Below are 15,782 nucleotides of genomic sequence, written 5' to 3' on the forward strand. Positions count from 1 at the left end.
CGAGCATCTGTGGCCAAGTTTTTAAGGGCGCACGGTGGATGCCTTGGCACCAGGAACCGATGAAGGACGTGAGAGGCCGCGATAGGCCCCGGGGAGCTGCCAACTGAGCTTTGATCCGGGGGTGTCCGAATGGGGAAACCCGGCAGTCGTCATGGGCTGTCACCCACTGCTGAACACATAGGCAGTGTGGAGGGAACGAGGGGAAGTGAAACATCTCAGTACCCTCAGGAAGAGAAAACAACCGTGATTCCGGGAGTAGTGGCGAGCGAAACCGGATGAGGCCAAACCGTATGCGTGTGATACCCGGCAGGGGTTGCGCATGTGGGGTTGTGGGAATGAGCTTTCACAGTCTGCCGGCTGTGAGGCGAGTCAGAAACCGTTGGTGTAGTCGAAGGACATGCGAAAGGTCCGGCGTAGAGGGTAAGACCCCCGTAGACGAAACATCAGCGGCTTGCTTGCTCATCTCCCAAGTAGCACGGGGCCCGAGAAATCCCGTGTGAATCTGGCGGGACCACCCGCTAAGCCTAAATATTCCCTGGTGACCGATAGCGGATAGTACCGTGAGGGAATGGTGAAAAGTACCGCGGGAGCGGAGTGAAATAGTACCTGAAACCGTGTGCCTACAAGCCGTGGGAGCGTCGAGATCTTCGGATCTTCGTGACTGCGTGCCTTTTGAAGAATGAGCCTGCGAGTTAGCGGTGTGTAGCGAGGTTAACCCGTGTGGGGAAGCCGTAGCGAAAGCGAGTCCGAATAGGGCGATTGAGTTGCACGCTCTAGACCCGAAGCGGAGTGATCTAGCCATGGGCAGGTTGAAGCGGAGGTAAGACTTCGTGGAGGACCGAACCCACCAGGGTTGAAAACCTGGGGGATGACCTGTGGTTAGGGGTGAAAGGCCAATCAAACTCCGTGATAGCTGGTTCTCCCCGAAATGCATTTAGGTGCAGCGTCGTGTGTTTCTTGCCGGAGGTAGAGCACTGGATAGGCGATGGGCCCTACCGGGTTACTGACCTTAGCCAAACTCCGAATGCCGGTAAGTGAGAGCACGGCAGTGAGACTGTGGGGGATAAGCTCCATGGTCGAGAGGGAAACAGCCCAGAGCATCGACTAAGGCCCCTAAGCGTACGCTAAGTGGGAAAGGATGTGGAGTCGCAGAGACAACCAGGAGGTTGGCTTAGAAGCAGCCACCCTTGAAAGAGTGCGTAATAGCTCACTGGTCAAGTGATTCCGCGCCGACAATGTAGCGGGGCTCAAGCGTACCGCCGAAGTCGTGTCATTGCAGCAATAGGGCCAACGCCTGCTGTGATGGGTAGGGGAGCGTCGTGTGCCGGGTGAAGCAGCACCGGAAGGTAGTTGTGGACGGTTCACGAGTGAGAATGCAGGCATGAGTAGCGATACAAGAGTGAGAAACTCTTGCGCCGATTGACTAAGGGTTCCTGGGTCAAGCTGATCTGCCCAGGGTAAGTCGGGACCTAAGGCGAGGCCGACAGGCGTAGTCGATGGACAACCGGTTGATATTCCGGTACCCGCTTTGAAACGCCCAATATCGAGGCGAGCGATGCTAAGTCCGTGAAGCCGCCCTGATCTCTTCGGAGTTGAGGGGAGTGGTGGAGCCGACGGACCAGACTTGTAGTAGGTAAGCGATGGGGTGACGCAGGAAGGTAGTCCAGCCCGGGCGGTGGTTGTCCCGGGGTAAGGGTGTAGGCCGAGGGGTAGGCAAATCCGTCCCTCATGAAGGTTGAGACCTGATGCCGAGCCGATTGTGGCGAAGTGGATGATCCTATGCTGTCGAGAAAAGCCTCTAGCGAGTTTCATGGCGGCCCGTACCCTAAACCGACTCAGGTGGTCAGGTAGAGAATACCGAGGCGTTCGGGTGAACTATGGTTAAGGAACTCGGCAAAATGCCCCCGTAACTTCGGGAGAAGGGGGGCCACGCTTGGTGATGAGTCTTGCACTCTGAGCTGGGGGTGGCCGCAGAGACCAGCGAGAAGCGACTGTTTACTAAAAACACAGGTCCGTGCGAAGCCGTAAGGCGATGTATACGGACTGACGCCTGCCCGGTGCTGGAACGTTAAGGGGACCGGTTAGTGACCTTTCGGGGTTGCGAAGCTGAGAACTTAAGCGCCAGTAAACGGCGGTGGTAACTATAACCATCCTAAGGTAGCGAAATTCCTTGTCGGGTAAGTTCCGACCTGCACGAATGGCGTAACGACTTCTCGACTGTCTCAACCATAGGCCCGGTGAAATTGCACTACGAGTAAAGATGCTCGTTTCGCGCAGCAGGACGGAAAGACCCCGGGACCTTTACTACAGTTTGATATTGGTGTTCGGTTCGGCTTGTGTAGGATAGGTGGGAGACTTTGAAGCAGCCACGCCAGTGGTTGTGGAGTCGCCGTTGAAATACCACTCTGGTCGTGCTGGATGTCTAACCTCGGTCCGTGATCCGGATCAGGGACAGTGTCTGATGGGTAGTTTAACTGGGGCGGTTGCCTCCCAAAGGGTAACGGAGGCGCCCAAAGGTTCCCTCAGCCTGGTTGGCAATCAGGTGTTGAGTGTAAGTGCACAAGGGAGCTTGACTGTGAGACCGACGGGTCGAGCAGGGACGAAAGTCGGGACTAGTGATCCGGCGGTGGCTTGTGGAAGCGCCGTCGCTCAACGGATAAAAGGTACCCCGGGGATAACAGGCTGATCTTCCCCAAGAGTCCATATCGACGGGATGGTTTGGCACCTCGATGTCGGCTCGTCGCATCCTGGGGCTGGAGTCGGTCCCAAGGGTTGGGCTGTTCGCCCATTAAAGCGGTACGCGAGCTGGGTTTAGAACGTCGTGAGACAGTTCGGTCCCTATCCGCTGTGCGCGTAGGAATATTGAGAAGGGCTGTCCCTAGTACGAGAGGACCGGGACGGACGAACCTCTGGTGTGCCAGTTGTCCTGCCAAGGGCATGGCTGGTTGGCTACGTTCGGGAGGGATAACCGCTGAAAGCATCTAAGCGGGAAGCCTGCTTCAAGATGAGTATTCCCACCTCCTTGAGAGGGTAAGGCTCCCAGTAGACGACTGGGTTGATAGGCCAGATGTGGAAGCCCGGTAACGGGTGGAGCTGACTGGTACTAATAGGCCGAGGGCTTGTCCTCAGTTGCTCGCGTCCACTGTGTTAGTTCTGAAGCAACGAACAGTTGCTGGTTTCTAGAGCTGGAACACAACTACAGAGTGTGCTTGTTCGCTCGAAACCGATAGGGTTTCGGTGGTCATAGCGTTAGGGAAACGCCCGGTTACATTCCGAACCCGGAAGCTAAGCCTTTCAGCGCCGATGGTACTGCAGGGGGGACCCTGTGGGAGAGTAGGACGCCGCCGAACAATCTTTCAGGACCCTTGGTCCAGCGTTCAACGCTGGACCAAGGGTCCTTTTTTGTTTTTCCCCTCTTTTACGCCGAAGCGCGGCCACGGTGCGGTTGCGCGAGAATGACTAGCGGTACCCCGAAGACAGGAGTCACACCCATGTCCAACTCTCCCGACGACCGTCCGGAGCGCGAGCCCCGTCGCAACGACGGCGGTGACCGGGGTGGCTACCGCGGGGGCCGTGACGACCGCGGCGGCGACCGCCCGTTCCGCCGCGACGACCGCGGTGGCCGCCCGTACGGTGGCGGCTTCCGCCGCGACGACCGGGGCGGCGACCGCCCCTCCTACCCGCGCCGCGACGACCGCGGCGACCGCCCCTCCTACGGGCGGCGCGACGACGACCGTTACGGCCGTCCCGCCGGCGGCGACCGCGGCGGCGACCGCGGCGGCGACCGGGGTGGTTACCGCGGGGGCCGTGACGACCGCGGCGGCGACCGCCCGTCGTACCCGCGCCGCGACGACCGGGGCGACCGCCCCTACGGCGGCGGCTTCCGCCGCGACGACGAGCGTCCGTCCTTCCGCCGCGACGACCGCGGCGACCGCCCGTCCTACCCGCGCCGTGACGACCGGGGCGAGCGTCCGTCCTTCCGCCGTGACGACCGCGGTGAGCGTCCCTCGTACCCGCGCCGTGACGACCGGGGCGACCGCCCCTCGTACCCGCGCCGGGACGATGAGCGCGGTGGGTTCCGTCGTGACGAGCGCCGCGACGACCGCCCGTCCTACGGTCGCCGTGAGGACCGCCCGTCCTACCCGCGCCGTGACGACCGGGGCGAGCGTCCGTCCTTCCGCCGTGACGACCGCGGTGACCGTCCGTCCTTCCGCCGTGACGACCGGGGCGACCGCCCCTCGTACCCGCGCCGGGACGATGAGCGCGGTGGGTTCCGTCGTGACGAGCGCCGCGACGACCGCCCGTCCTACGGTCGCCGTGAGGACCGCCCGTCCTACCCGCGCCGTGACGACCGCGGTGACCGTCCGTCCTTCCGCCGTGACGACCGCGGTGAGCGTCCCTCGTACCCGCGCCGTGACGACCGGGGCGACCGCCCCTCGTACCCGCGCCGGGACGATGAGCGCGGTGGGTTCCGTCGTGACGAGCGCCGCGACGACCGCCCGTCCTACCCGCGTCGCGACGACCGCGGTGACCGTCCCTCGTACCCGCGCCGTGACGACCGGGGCGAGCGCCGTGACGACCGCGGCGGCTACCGCCGTGACGACCGCGGTGAGCGTCCCTCGTACGGGCGCCGGGACGACCGGGGTGACCGCGGCGGTTACCGTGGCCGCGACGACCGCGGCGGCTACCGCGGAGACCGCGACCGCGACGGCGGGCGTCCGGACCGCGACCGTGACCGCGAGCCGGTCAAGCGCCTGCCGATCGACGAGGACGTCACCGGCATGGAGATCGACGCCGATGTCCGCCAGGAGCTGCTGAGCCTGCCCAAGGGCCTGGCCGAAGAGGTCTCCCGAAACCTGGTCATGGTCGCCCGCCTGATCGACGAGGAGCCGGAGCGCGCGTACGGGTACTCCCGCATCGCCCTGCGACTGGCCTCCCGCGTCGCCGCCGTCCGCGAGGCCGCCGGCTTCGCCGCCTACGCCGTGCAGAAGTACAGCGAGGCGCTCGCGGAGTTCCGTGCCGCCAAGCGCATGACCGGCTCCGTCGAGCTGTGGCCGATCATGGCCGACTGCGAGCGCGGCCTCGGCCGTCCGGAGCGGGCCCTGGCCATGGCCGGCGAGCCCGAGGTGCAGAAGCTCGACAAGGCCGGCCAGGTCGAGATGCGCCTGGTCGCCGCGGGCGCGCGGCGTGACATGGGGCAGCTCGACGCCGCCATCGTCACCCTGCAGAGCCCCGAGCTGGCCTCGAACACCGTGCAGTCGTGGACCGCGCGCCTGCGCTACGCCTACGCCGACGCCCTGCTCGCGGCCGGCCGCGAGGACGAGGCCCGCGAGTGGTTCGCCAAGGCCATCGAGGCGGACCGGGACGGCACGACCGACGCCTCCGACCGGCTCGCCGAGCTGGACGGCGTCGAGTTCGTCGACGCGATGGACGACGACGAGGACGCCGACCGGGACGAGGACGACCTCGACGGCCAGGACCCCGCCGAGGTGGCCCGCGCCGAGCGCGCCTCCGACCAGACCGAGTACTACGACGAGGACGACGACGAGTACGAGCCGATCGAGCAGTCCGAAGCGGACGCCGACGTCGCCGCCGAGGCCGACGCCGAGGCCGACGCCGATGTCGACGTCGCCGCCGAGGCCGACGCCGATGTCGACGTCGCCGACGAGGCCGACGCCGATGTCGACGTCGCCGACGAGATCGTGGTCGTCGAGGACGAGGTCCGTGACGGCGACAAGGCCTGATCACCGGAACGAATGAGAGAGGGCGGCACCCCCGAAGGGGTGCCGCCCTCTGCCGTGTCCGGCGCCAACCCGCGGCCCGCGTCAGGCCAGGCTGCGCAGGACCAGGCCCGTCGCCGGCTTCGGGCCGAACGAGGTCGACTTGCGGGGCATCGTCACGCCCTGGCGGGCCAGCGCCCGTACGACCTCCTCGCGCACCGGGTACAGCAGGACCGCGGTGCCGCCGTGCCGCTCGGCCATGGCGACCGTGGCCGAAGCGTCGTGGATGTACGTGATCTGGTCGGGCGTGTCCGGGATCTGCCACAGGGTGTCGAGGAGCGTCGCGTGCAGCACGGTCGCGTCCAGCCGGCGCCAGGCCTCGGGCCGGTCCCGGCGCACGGTCCGCTCCAGCAGCTCCGGATCCGGGTCGGTGACCAGGTGGAAGGTGCCGTCACCGGTGAGGAGGAAGGCGTTGCCCCGTTCCGAGGCTTCCCCGAGGGCCTCCAGGGCCAGCGGCAGCGGGCCGTCGACCCGGCGGACCCGGAAGCTCCCCTCCACCGCGGCCAGGGCATCGGCGACCGGAAGGCGGTGCAGCATCCGGTGGATGGCCCGCACCTGCAGCGGGTAGCGGACCGTGTCGACGAGGAGGACGAGGCCGAAATCCCACGGCGTCGGGGACTCGTGCTCCTGCTGGAGGCGCAGGTACGTCGCCCAGCGGTGGTGCCCGTCGGCGATCAGCGCCTGGCGGCGGCGCAGGTCGGCGGTGATGGCGTCCTGGTCGACGGGGTCGATGACCGCCCACAGCCGGTGCCGGACCCCGTCCTCGGTGGTCGTCGCCAGCAGGGGCGTGCTCTGGGCGGTCCGCTCGACGACCTCGGCCGCGCCGGCCGCGGCGTCGCCGCCCCGGTAGGTGAGGAGGAGCGGCTCCAGGTTCGCGGACGTGGCCCGCATCAGCCCCGCCCGGTCCGTGACCACGTGCGGCATGACGTCCTCGTGCGGGAGGACGATGCCGTCGTCCGCCGTCGACAGGGCCAGGGCGCCGATGACGCCGCGCTGCAGCACCCGGTCCGTGCGCTGCTCGTAGACGTACAGGGCGGGCTCCGGGTCCGCGCTCAGGACGCCCTTGGCCAGCCAGTCCTCCAGCGTCTGCGCGGCCTGCTCGTTGCGCGCGTCCGGTGTGTCGGCCTGCGGAAGGATCAGGCGGACGATGTTGTGCGGGTCGGCGGACTCCAGGTAGTCGACGCCGTCGGGGCGCACCACCACGTCGTACGGCGGTGAGGTGACGGCGGCCAGACTGCCGACGCGTTCCGGGACGTAGCGCAGGCCGTGGAAGGGGATCAGGCGCAGCCCGGCGTGCGTGGTGGCAGAAGTGGTCATTGGTGCATGGTAAGGCGCGTCTCGGGATGCGGGATGATCGAGCGAGGAAACGCTCGGCCGGCGTGTGGCCGAGATCGATCGAAGATCGAGCGGATCGAGCCGACAGGGAGTGGACAGGATGACCCGGCGGAGCAGGACCAGTCCGGCAGGCAGCGAACTCGCCCTGCACCAGGCGTACGACACCGCTTTGCTGGATCTCGACGGTGTCGTGTACGCGGGCGGCGAGGCGATCGGGTACGCGGTGGAGTCGCTGGCCGCGGCCCGGGCCGGGGGCATGCACCTGGCGTACGTCACGAACAACGCGCTGCGGACGCCCGACGCCGTGGCCGCGCACCTGGCCGAGCTGGGGATCCCCACCGAGGCCGCCGAGGTGATCACCTCGGCGCAGGCCGTGGCCCGGCTGATCTCGGAGCAGGTGGCGCCGGGTGCGAAGGTGCTGGTCATCGGCGGGGAAGGACTGCGGGTCGCGCTGCGCGAGCGCGGGCTGGTGCCGGTGGACTCCGCCGACGAGGAGGGCCTCGCCGCGGTCGTCCAGGGGTACGGGGGGCCCGAACTGCCGTGGGGGCGGCTCGCGGAGGCCTCGTTCGCCGTCAACCGCGGCGTGCCCTGGTACGCGTCCAACACCGATCTGACGATCCCGACGGGCCGCGGCATCGGCCCGGGCAACGGGGCGGCGGTGGAGGTCGTACGGATCGCCACGGGCGCCGAGCCGCAGGTGGCGGGCAAGCCGCTGCCCCCGATGCACCGGGAGACCGTCCTGCGGACCGGGGCGGAGCGGCCGCTGGTGGTCGGGGACCGGCTGGACACCGACATCGAGGGGGCGTTCAACGGCGAGGTGGACTCGCTGCTGGTGCTCACCGGCATCGCGGACGGGGCGCAGCTGCTGCGGGCCGAGCCCCGGCACCGGCCCACGTACGTGGACCGCGACCTGCGCGGGCTGCTCACCGGGCAGCCGGAGGTCACGGCGGCCGGGGAGGGCTTCGGCTGCGGGGGCTGGACCGCGGTCGCCGGTGACGGCGTCCTCGAACTGCACGGTGCGGGCGACCCGGTCGACGGGCTGCGGGCGCTGTGCGCGGCCGCGTGGACGTGGGCGGGGGACGGCTCCTGCACCCTGGACGCGGGGAAGGCCCTGGCCAGGACCGGGCTGTAGCGCCAGCATCGGCGGGGAGCGGGGATCAAGAACGCGCGGAGGGTAGGCTAACCTAACCTGCGTGTTGGTCGAGAGTCCCCCTGAACAGAGCGCGGCGCCGGCGGCCGCCCCGCGCGCGCGGCACGCGGTGCGCGCCACCGGTCTGGTCGGCGCCTTCGCGGTCCTGGCCCTCGTCGCGGTGGCGAGCATCGCGGTCGGCGCCAAGCAGATGCCGCTCGACGAGGTCTGGCACGGCCTGTTCCACTACGCGGGGACACCCTCCGACGTGGTGGTGCGCGATCTGCGGATCCCGCGCACCCTCCTCGGGCTGATGGTCGGGGTCGGGCTCGGGCTGTCCGGTGCGGTGATGCAGGCGCTGACCCGCAACCCGCTGGCCGAGCCCGGCATCCTCGGCGTCAACGCCGGGGCGGCGGCCGCCGTCGTGTCCGCCATCAGCTTCCTCGGGGCCTCCAGCCTGACCGCGTTCGTGTGGTGGGCCCTGCTGGGCGCCGCCGTCGTCTCGGTCGTCGTGTACGTCCTCGGCGGCAGCCGCAGTGCCACGCCGGTGCGCCTCGCGCTCGCGGGCATGGCGGCCAGCGCCGCCCTCACCGGCTACATCAACGCCGTGCAGCTGATGGACAGCAAGGCGCTCGACAAGCTCCGCTTCTGGACGGTGGGCTCGCTGGCCTCGGCCAACATGGACACCGTCCGGCAGGTGGCCCCGTTCCTCCTCGCCGGCGCGGTCCTCGCGCTCGCGCTGGGCCGACCGCTCAACGCGATGGCCATGGGCGACGACACGGCGCGGGCGCTCGGCGCCCACCTCACCCGGACCCGGATCGCGGCCATGGCCGCCATCACCCTGCTGTGCGGGGCCGCGACCGCCGCCTGCGGGCCGGTCGTCTTCATCGGGCTGATGATCCCGCACCTGGCCCGCATCATCACCGGCCCCGACATGCGGTGGGTGCTCGCCTACTCGGCGGTGCTGTCGCCGGTCCTGCTGCTGGGCGCGGACGTCATCGGCCGGGTCGTCACCCGGCCCGCCGAGCTCCAGGTCGGCATCGTCACCGCCCTCGTCGGCGGACCCGTCTTCATCTACCTCGTCCGGCGCAAGAGGATGGCCCAGCTGTGACCGTCGAACTCCGACCGGGCCGAATCCGGTTCGGCTCCCCGACCCGGACCCTGCGCGGCCCAGGCGGGCTGTCGCTGCGCGTGGAGCCGCGGGCACTGGCCGCCGGGCTGCTGCTCACCGCCGCCGTGGCGGCGCTGGCCGTCCTGCTGATCGGCACCGGCGACTTCGAGATCCCGCCGGCGGACGTCGTACAGACCCTGCTGGGCGACGGCACGCCCGCGCAGGACTTCATCGTCAACGACCTGCGGCTGCCGCGGGTCCTCGTCGCCCTGCTCGTCGGCGCCGCGCTCGGTATGTCCGGGTCGATCTTCCAGTCGCTGTCCCGCAACCCGCTCGGCTCCCCGGACCTGCTCGGCTTCCACTACGGCTCGGCCGTCGGCGCCCTCGTCGTGATCGTCCTGTTCAAGGGCGACGCGAACACGGTCGCGGCCGGCGCGCTGGCCGGCGGCGTGCTCACCGGCGTCTTCGTCTACCTCGTGTCGTACAAGGGCGGCATCAGCGGCTACCGGCTGGTCCTCGTCGGCATCGGCACCTCCGCCATGCTCGTCGCCGCCATCCAGTACCTGCTGACCAAGGCCCAGCTCGTCGACGCCACCCGGGCGATGGTCTGGCTGACCGGCTCGCTCGCCGGCCGGGACTGGAGCCAGGTGTGGCCGCTGCTGGCGACCTGCGCGGTGCTGTTCCCGCTGGTCCTCGGGCAGGGCCGGGCCCTGCGGATGACCGAGATGGGCGACGACGCCGCGTACGCCCTCGGGGTGCGGGTCGAGCGCATGCGGATGCTGCTCATGCTGGCGGCCATCCTGCTCACCACCGCGGCGGCCGCCGCGGCCGGGCCGATCAGCTTCGTCGCGCTCGCCGCGCCCCAGCTGGCCCGCCGCCTCACCTGCTCGCCCGGGTCGAACCTGCTCACCGGAGCGCTCATGGGCGCCGTCCTGCTGATGCTGTCCGACTGGGCCTCGCAGCGGGCGTTCGGCGCCGACCAGCTGCCCGTGGGCGTCCTGACCGGGCTCGTCGGCGGTGTCTATCTGCTCTGGCTGCTCGTCACCGAGCGCAGGGCGGGACGTATATGACCAACTCAAGGAGTACGCAGGTGCAGCAGCGGCTGACCGCGCAGAACGTGACCCTCGGCTACGAGCAGCGGGTCATCGCCGAGAACCTCTCCGTGGAGATCCCCGACCACTCCTTCACGGTGATCGTCGGACCCAACGCGTGCGGCAAGTCCACGCTCCTGCGCGCCCTCTCCCGGATGCTGAAGCCCGCCGCCGGGCAGGTGCTGCTCGACGGGCAGGCCATCGGCTCCCTGCCGGCGAAGAAGGTCGCGAAGACCCTGGGCCTGCTGCCGCAGTCCTCCGTCGCCCCCGACGGGATCACCGTCGCCGACCTCGTCGCCCGCGGCCGCTACCCCCACCAGGGGCTGCTGCGGCAGTGGTCGAAGGAGGACGAGCGGATCGTCCGGGAGTCGATGGCCTCGACCGGGGTCGCCGACCTCGCCGACCGCAGCGTGGACGAGCTGTCGGGCGGCCAGCGCCAGCGCGTGTGGATCGCCATGGCCCTCGCCCAGCAGACGCCGCTGCTGCTGCTGGACGAGCCGACCACCTACCTGGACATCCAGCACCAGATCGACGTGCTGGACCTGTGCGCCGAGCTCCACGAGAACCAGGGGCGGACCCTCGTCGCCGTCCTGCACGACCTCAACCACGCCGCCCGCTACGCCACGCACCTGATCGCCATGCGGGGCGGGAAGGTCGTCGCGGAGGGGCCGCCGGCCGAGGTGGTCACCGCCGAGCTGGTGGAGGAGGTCTTCGGGCTGCGCTGCCGGATCATCGACGACCCCGAGACCGGGACGCCGCTGGTCATCCCGGCGGCGCGCACGTCCGCGCGCACCGCGCCGCGGGCCGGGGCAGCCACCGGCTGAGGGGTCGGGGGCGGGTCCTGCGCCCGCCCGTGCCGATGCGCTGGGGCGCGGTCGCTAGAGCAGCTTCCTGAGCCGGAACAGGTCGCGTACGCCCGCCTCCAGCCGGACCCGGCCCGAGGCCCAGGCCTTGGCGAAGGCCAGCTCGCCCCCGACCATCGCGACCAGGTCGTCGCCGGTCATCGCCAGCCGGATCTGCGCCTTGGCGGCGGGCGGCCCGGGGGAGACCGCGTCGACCCTGATCCGGCCGCCGTCGAGGCGACCCGTGAAGGTCTGGTCCAGGTCGGTGATGTGGCAGCTCAGGGAGCGGTCGAGGGCGGCCGCGCCGCGCACGTCGCCGTCGGCCCGCAGCAGGTTGTCGGAAAGTCGGTCGAGTGCCGCCCGGCACTCCTGGATCGTAGCCATCGTGATCTCGACCGTACCGCAGAGCCGCGGGTGGTCGCTCGCGTGCTTCGCGGTAGCGTCGGGGCATGAGCGACGAAGCGCCCGACACAGCCGCGGCCCCCGAGGGGCCGGAGGCCGCCGTGGAGCCCGGCGGTCCCGCGCCGCTGGGCCTCGTACGGACCCCCACCGGGCACGCCGCGGTGGACGCGCACCTGGAGCGGCTGGCCGAAGCCGACCACCTCACGGCGGACGGACACGTCGCGGTGTACGAGGATGTGCACAGGGGCCTGCGTGACGCGCTGACCGCGCTGGACGCAGCACCCGCCCCCGGACCGTACGAAAACAGGAGCTGAACCGAACGTGGCAGGAGTGGCACGCCGCCGCCTGGACGCCGAACTGGTACGCCGCAGCATGGCCCGCTCGCGGGAGCACGCCGCGCAGCTGATCGCCGCCGGCCGGGTCACCGTCGGCGGGACCACCGCGACCAAGCCGGCCACCCAGGTCGAGACCAGCGCGGCCCTCGTCGTCCTCAAGGACGACAGCGACCCCGACTACGTCTCCCGGGGCGGCCACAAGCTGGCGGGCGCACTCGCCGCCTTCCTGCCGCAGGGGCTCGTCGTCGAGGGCCGCCGCGCCCTGGACGCCGGCGCCTCCACCGGCGGCTTCACGGACGTGCTGCTTCGCTCGGGCGCAGCCCACGTGATGGCCGTCGACGTGGGGTACGGGCAGCTCGCCTGGTCGCTGCAGAGCGACGACCGGGTCACCGTGAAGGACCGCACCAACGTCCGTGAGCTCACCCTGGAGCAGATCGACGGGATCCCGGTCGACCTCGTCGTCGGTGACTTGTCCTTCATCTCGATCGGCCTGGTGCTGCCGGCCCTCGTCGCCTGCTGCGCGCCGGGCGCGGACCTGGTGCTGATGGTCAAGCCGCAGTTCGAGGTCGGCAAGGAGCGGCTCGGCAGCGGCGGCGTGGTGCGCAGCCCCGAGCTGCGGGCCGAGGCCGTGCGCGGGGTCGCCGCGCAGGCGGCGGCACTGGGGCTGGGGGTGCTCGGGGTGACCGCGAGTCCGCTGCCGGGCCCGTCCGGCAACGTGGAGTACTTTCTGTGGCTGAGGGCGGGGGCACCGGCACTCGACCCGGAGGATGTCGACCGTGCAGTGGCGGAGGGGCCGCAGTGACAGATTCAGCGGGATCGAACGGTTCAACGGGTTCAACGGCTTCCACGGGTCACACGGCCCGTACGGGTGTGGAGGCCGCCGTCGCGCGGGGCGGGCCCCTGGCGGCGGGCCGGACCGTGTTCCTGGTCGCGCACACCGGCCGGCCGGCGGCCATCCGCAGCGCCGAGCTGGTCGTCCAGGGGCTGCTCAGGTGCGGCCTGGGCGTGCGCGTCGTGAAGAACGAGGCGCGGGACCTGCCGCTGCCGCCCGAGGTCGAACTGGTGCCCGAGGGTACGCCGGAGGCGCTGGAGGGCTGTGAGCTGCTGATCGTGCTGGGCGGCGACGGGACCCTGCTGCGCGGCGCGGAGTTCGCGCGCGGCTCGGGGGTGCCGATGCTGGGCGTCAACCTGGGGCACGTGGGCTTCCTCGCCGAGGCCGAGCGCGACGACCTCGACAAGGTCGTCGACCGGGTGGTCACGCGGGCGTACGAGGTCGAGGACCGGATGACCCTCGACGTGCTCGTGCGGACCAACGGCGACGTGGTCCACCGCGACTGGGCGCTCAACGAGGCCGCGGTGCAGAAGGCGGCCCCCGAGCGGATGCTCGAGGTGGTCCTGGAGATCGACGGGCGCCCGGTGTCCGGCTTCGGCTGCGACGGGATCGTCTGCGCCACCCCGACGGGCTCGACGGCGTACGCCTTCTCGGCCGGCGGGCCGGTGGTCTGGCCGGAGGTGGAGGCGCTGCTGATGGTGCCCATCAGTGCCCACGCGCTGTTCGCCAAGCCGCTGGTGACCTCGCCGGACTCGGTGCTGGCCGTGGAGGTGCAGGCCGGCGCCCCGCACGGGGTGCTGTGGTGCGACGGTCGGCGCATGCTGGAGCTGCCCGCCGGGGCGCGGGTGGAGGTCCGCCGTGGTGCGGTGCCGGTGCGGCTCGCCCGGCTGCACCACGCGTCGTTCACGGACCGGCTCGTCGCCAAGTTCGCGCTGCCCGTGTCGGGTTGGCGCGGCGCGCCCCACTAGCGCCGCGGCGGCGCCCGAGCGCGGGCCCGCCGGGGTGTCGTTAATAGCACATTCGTTCGGAGAATTCTCGACGGGTGACGTCACATGACACCGGTCAAACCTCGGTATGGTCGTCCCGTGCTTGAGGAGATGCGGATACGGTCACTCGGGGTCATCGACGACGCGGTGGTCGAGCTGTCGCCCGGTTTCACCGCGGTGACCGGCGAGACCGGCGCGGGCAAGACGATGGTCGTCACCAGCCTCGGGCTGCTGCTCGGCGGGCGCGCTGACCCGGCCCTCGTCCGGATCGGCGCCAAGGCGGCGGTCGTGGAGGGCCGGATCGTCATGCGCCCCGGCGCGCCCGCGGCCGTCCGGGCCGAGGAGGCCGGAGCCGAGCTCGACGACGGCACCCTGCTGATCAGCCGGACCGTGTCCGCCGAAGGGCGCTCCCGCGCCCACGTCGGCGGCCGGGCCGTGCCCGTCGGCCTGCTCGGCGAGCTCGCGGACGACCTGATCGCCGTCCACGGCCAGACCGACCAGCAGGGCCTGCTGCGGCCCGCCCGCCAGCGACAGGCCCTCGACCGGTACGCAGGCGACGCCGTCGCGGTCCCGCTGGAGAAGTACGCGGCCGCGTACCGGCGGCTGCGCGCCGTCGCCACCGAGCTCGACGAGATCACCACGCGCGCCCGGGAACGGGCCCAGGAGGCCGACCTGCTCCGCTTCGGGCTGGAGGAGGTCGCGGCCGTGGAACCGCTGCCCGGCGAGGACGCCGAGCTGGCGGCGGAGGCCGAGCGGCTCGGCCACGCCGAAGCGCTCGCCTCGGCGGCGCAGATCGCGCACGCGGCGCTCGCCGGCAACGTCGAGGACCCGGAGGGCGTCGACGCGAACACGCTCGTCGCGGGCGCACACCGGGCCCTGGAGGCCGTACGGTCCCACGACCCGGTGCTCGGCTCCCTCGCAGAGCGGATCGGGGAGCTCCAGATCCTGCTCACCGACGTGGCCGGCGAGCTCGCCGGGTACGCCGACGACCTCGACGCCGATCCGCTGCGGCTCGCCGCGGTGGAGGAGCGGCGGGCGGCCCTGACCCAGCTCACCCGCAAGTACGGCGACTCGATCGACGCCGTCCTGGAGTGGGCCGAGCAGGGCTCCGCGCGACTGCTGGAACTCGACGGCGACGACGAGCGGATCACCGAGCTCGCCGCCGAGCGGGACGGGCTCGCCGCCGAACTCTCGCAGCTGGCCCAGGCCCTGACGGACGCCCGGACGGAGGCCGCCACCCGGTTCGCCTCCGCCGTCACGGAGGAGCTGGCCTCGCTGGCGATGCCGCACGCCCGGGTGACCATCGACGTCCGCCAGACGGAGGACGAGGACGGCGTCGAGGTCGGCGGCCGGCGCGTCGCCTACGGGCCCTCGGGCGCCGACGAGGTCGAGCTGCTGCTCGCCCCGCACCCCGGCGCGCAGCCGCGGCCGATCGCCAAGGGCGCCTCCGGCGGTGAGCTGTCGCGCGTCATGCTGGCCGTCGAGGTCGTCTTCGCGGGTTCCGACCCCGTCCCGACGTACCTCTTCGACGAGGTCGACGCGGGCGTCGGCGGCAAGGCGGCGGTCGAGATCGGCCGGCGCCTGGCGAAGCTCGCCAAGTCGGCGCAGGTCGTCGTCGTCACCCACCTGCCGCAGGTGGCGGCCTTCGCGGACCGGCAACTTCTGGTCGAGAAGACCAACGACGGCTCGGTGACCCGCAGCGGCGTCACCGTCCTGGAGGGCGAGGACCGCGTCCGCGAGCTGTCGCGCATGCTGGCGGGTCACGAGGACTCGGTGTCCGCGCGGGCGCACGCCGAGGAACTGCTCGCGGCGGCACGCGCCGACGCGTAGCGGCACGACCACGAGCCGCGAGGGCCCGGAGCGCACGGCGCTCCGGGCCCTCGGCGTACGCGCCGGGACCACGCGTCCGGCACCACCCGCTTGTACGCGCGCCGCGTGG

General features: G+C 70.6%; 11 protein-coding genes, 2 rRNA genes and 1 pseudogene. 12 read left to right on the forward strand and 2 right to left on the reverse strand.

The window, feature by feature from the left end; all coding sequences use genetic code 11:
* The first annotated feature begins 11 nt into the window (after positions 1–11).
* From ACSHWO_RS26135 to ACSHWO_RS26150, 4 genes and pseudogenes are all read left to right on the forward strand, one after another.
* Positions 12–3,127: ribosomal RNA gene (locus tag ACSHWO_RS26135) — 23S ribosomal RNA — on the forward strand.
* 106 nt (positions 3,128–3,233) lie between these two features.
* Positions 3,234–3,350: ribosomal RNA gene (gene rrf, locus ACSHWO_RS26140) — 5S ribosomal RNA — on the forward strand.
* A gap of 159 nt (positions 3,351–3,509) precedes the next feature.
* Positions 3,510–4,559 (forward strand): annotated as a pseudogene (locus ACSHWO_RS26145) (hypothetical protein); the annotation flags it as partial.
* Between the two features lie 222 nt (positions 4,560–4,781).
* Positions 4,782–5,744: a hypothetical protein gene (locus tag ACSHWO_RS26150; protein WP_438319274.1), complete on the forward strand. Its 963-nt coding sequence runs from the start codon at positions 4,782–4,784 to the stop codon at positions 5,742–5,744.
* Positions 5,745–5,825: 81 nt separating this feature from the next.
* Here the strand turns inward: ACSHWO_RS26150 and ACSHWO_RS26155 are convergent, their stop codons facing one another.
* Entirely contained in the window at positions 5,826–7,097 is a 1,272-nt protein-coding gene (locus ACSHWO_RS26155; RefSeq protein ID WP_438315445.1) for a DUF1015 family protein, read from the reverse strand.
* A 118-nt stretch (positions 7,098–7,215) separates the two neighbouring features.
* On the opposite strand from ACSHWO_RS26155, the gene ACSHWO_RS26160 reads away from it, so the two are divergent.
* The 4 genes from ACSHWO_RS26160 to ACSHWO_RS26175 all read left to right on the forward strand — a co-directional run bounded on the left by ACSHWO_RS26160 (position 7,216) and on the right by ACSHWO_RS26175 (position 11,270).
* A complete protein-coding gene (locus ACSHWO_RS26160; protein WP_438315448.1) occupies positions 7,216–8,247 on the forward strand; it encodes an HAD hydrolase-like protein in 1,032 nt (343 codons plus the stop codon).
* A 61-nt stretch (positions 8,248–8,308) separates the two neighbouring features.
* A complete protein-coding gene (locus tag ACSHWO_RS26165) occupies positions 8,309–9,355 on the forward strand; it encodes a FecCD family ABC transporter permease (protein ID WP_438315451.1) in 1,047 nt (348 codons plus the stop codon).
* 23 nt (positions 9,356–9,378) lie between these two features.
* Positions 9,379–10,425 (forward strand): FecCD family ABC transporter permease, encoded by a 1,047-nt coding sequence (locus tag ACSHWO_RS26170; protein WP_438319275.1) that lies wholly within the window; start codon positions 9,379–9,381, stop codon positions 10,423–10,425.
* The gene (locus tag ACSHWO_RS26175; protein WP_438315454.1) at positions 10,422–11,270 is read left to right on the forward strand and encodes an ABC transporter ATP-binding protein; all 849 of its coding nucleotides are present in this window, start codon (positions 10,422–10,424) and stop codon (positions 11,268–11,270) included. The genes ACSHWO_RS26170 and ACSHWO_RS26175 overlap by 4 nt, the downstream gene beginning before the upstream one ends.
* A gap of 54 nt (positions 11,271–11,324) precedes the next feature.
* On the opposite strand, the gene ACSHWO_RS26180 is transcribed toward ACSHWO_RS26175, so the two are convergent.
* Positions 11,325–11,672: an SCP2 sterol-binding domain-containing protein gene (locus ACSHWO_RS26180; protein ID WP_361098039.1), complete on the reverse strand. Its 348-nt coding sequence runs from the start codon at positions 11,670–11,672 to the stop codon at positions 11,325–11,327.
* A 65-nt stretch (positions 11,673–11,737) separates the two neighbouring features.
* On the opposite strand from ACSHWO_RS26180, the gene ACSHWO_RS26185 reads away from it, so the two are divergent.
* The 4 genes from ACSHWO_RS26185 to recN all read left to right on the forward strand — a co-directional run bounded on the left by ACSHWO_RS26185 (position 11,738) and on the right by recN (position 15,673).
* Entirely contained in the window at positions 11,738–12,004 is a 267-nt protein-coding gene (locus tag ACSHWO_RS26185; protein WP_361098036.1) for a hypothetical protein, read from the forward strand.
* 7 nt (positions 12,005–12,011) lie between these two features.
* Entirely contained in the window at positions 12,012–12,827 is an 816-nt protein-coding gene (locus ACSHWO_RS26190; protein ID WP_385849174.1) for a TlyA family RNA methyltransferase, read from the forward strand.
* A gap of 68 nt (positions 12,828–12,895) precedes the next feature.
* Entirely contained in the window at positions 12,896–13,825 is a 930-nt protein-coding gene (locus ACSHWO_RS26195; RefSeq protein ID WP_438315459.1) for an NAD kinase, read from the forward strand.
* Between the two features lie 129 nt (positions 13,826–13,954).
* The gene (gene recN, locus ACSHWO_RS26200; protein WP_438319276.1) at positions 13,955–15,673 is read left to right on the forward strand and encodes a DNA repair protein RecN; all 1,719 of its coding nucleotides are present in this window, start codon (positions 13,955–13,957) and stop codon (positions 15,671–15,673) included.
* The last annotated feature ends 109 nt before the right edge of the window (positions 15,674–15,782 follow it).

The sequence above is a fragment of the Streptomyces pallidus (ex Mingjun et al. 2026) genome (assembly GCF_051550185.1).
Classification (GTDB): Bacteria; Actinomycetota; Actinomycetes; order Streptomycetales; family Streptomycetaceae; genus Streptomyces.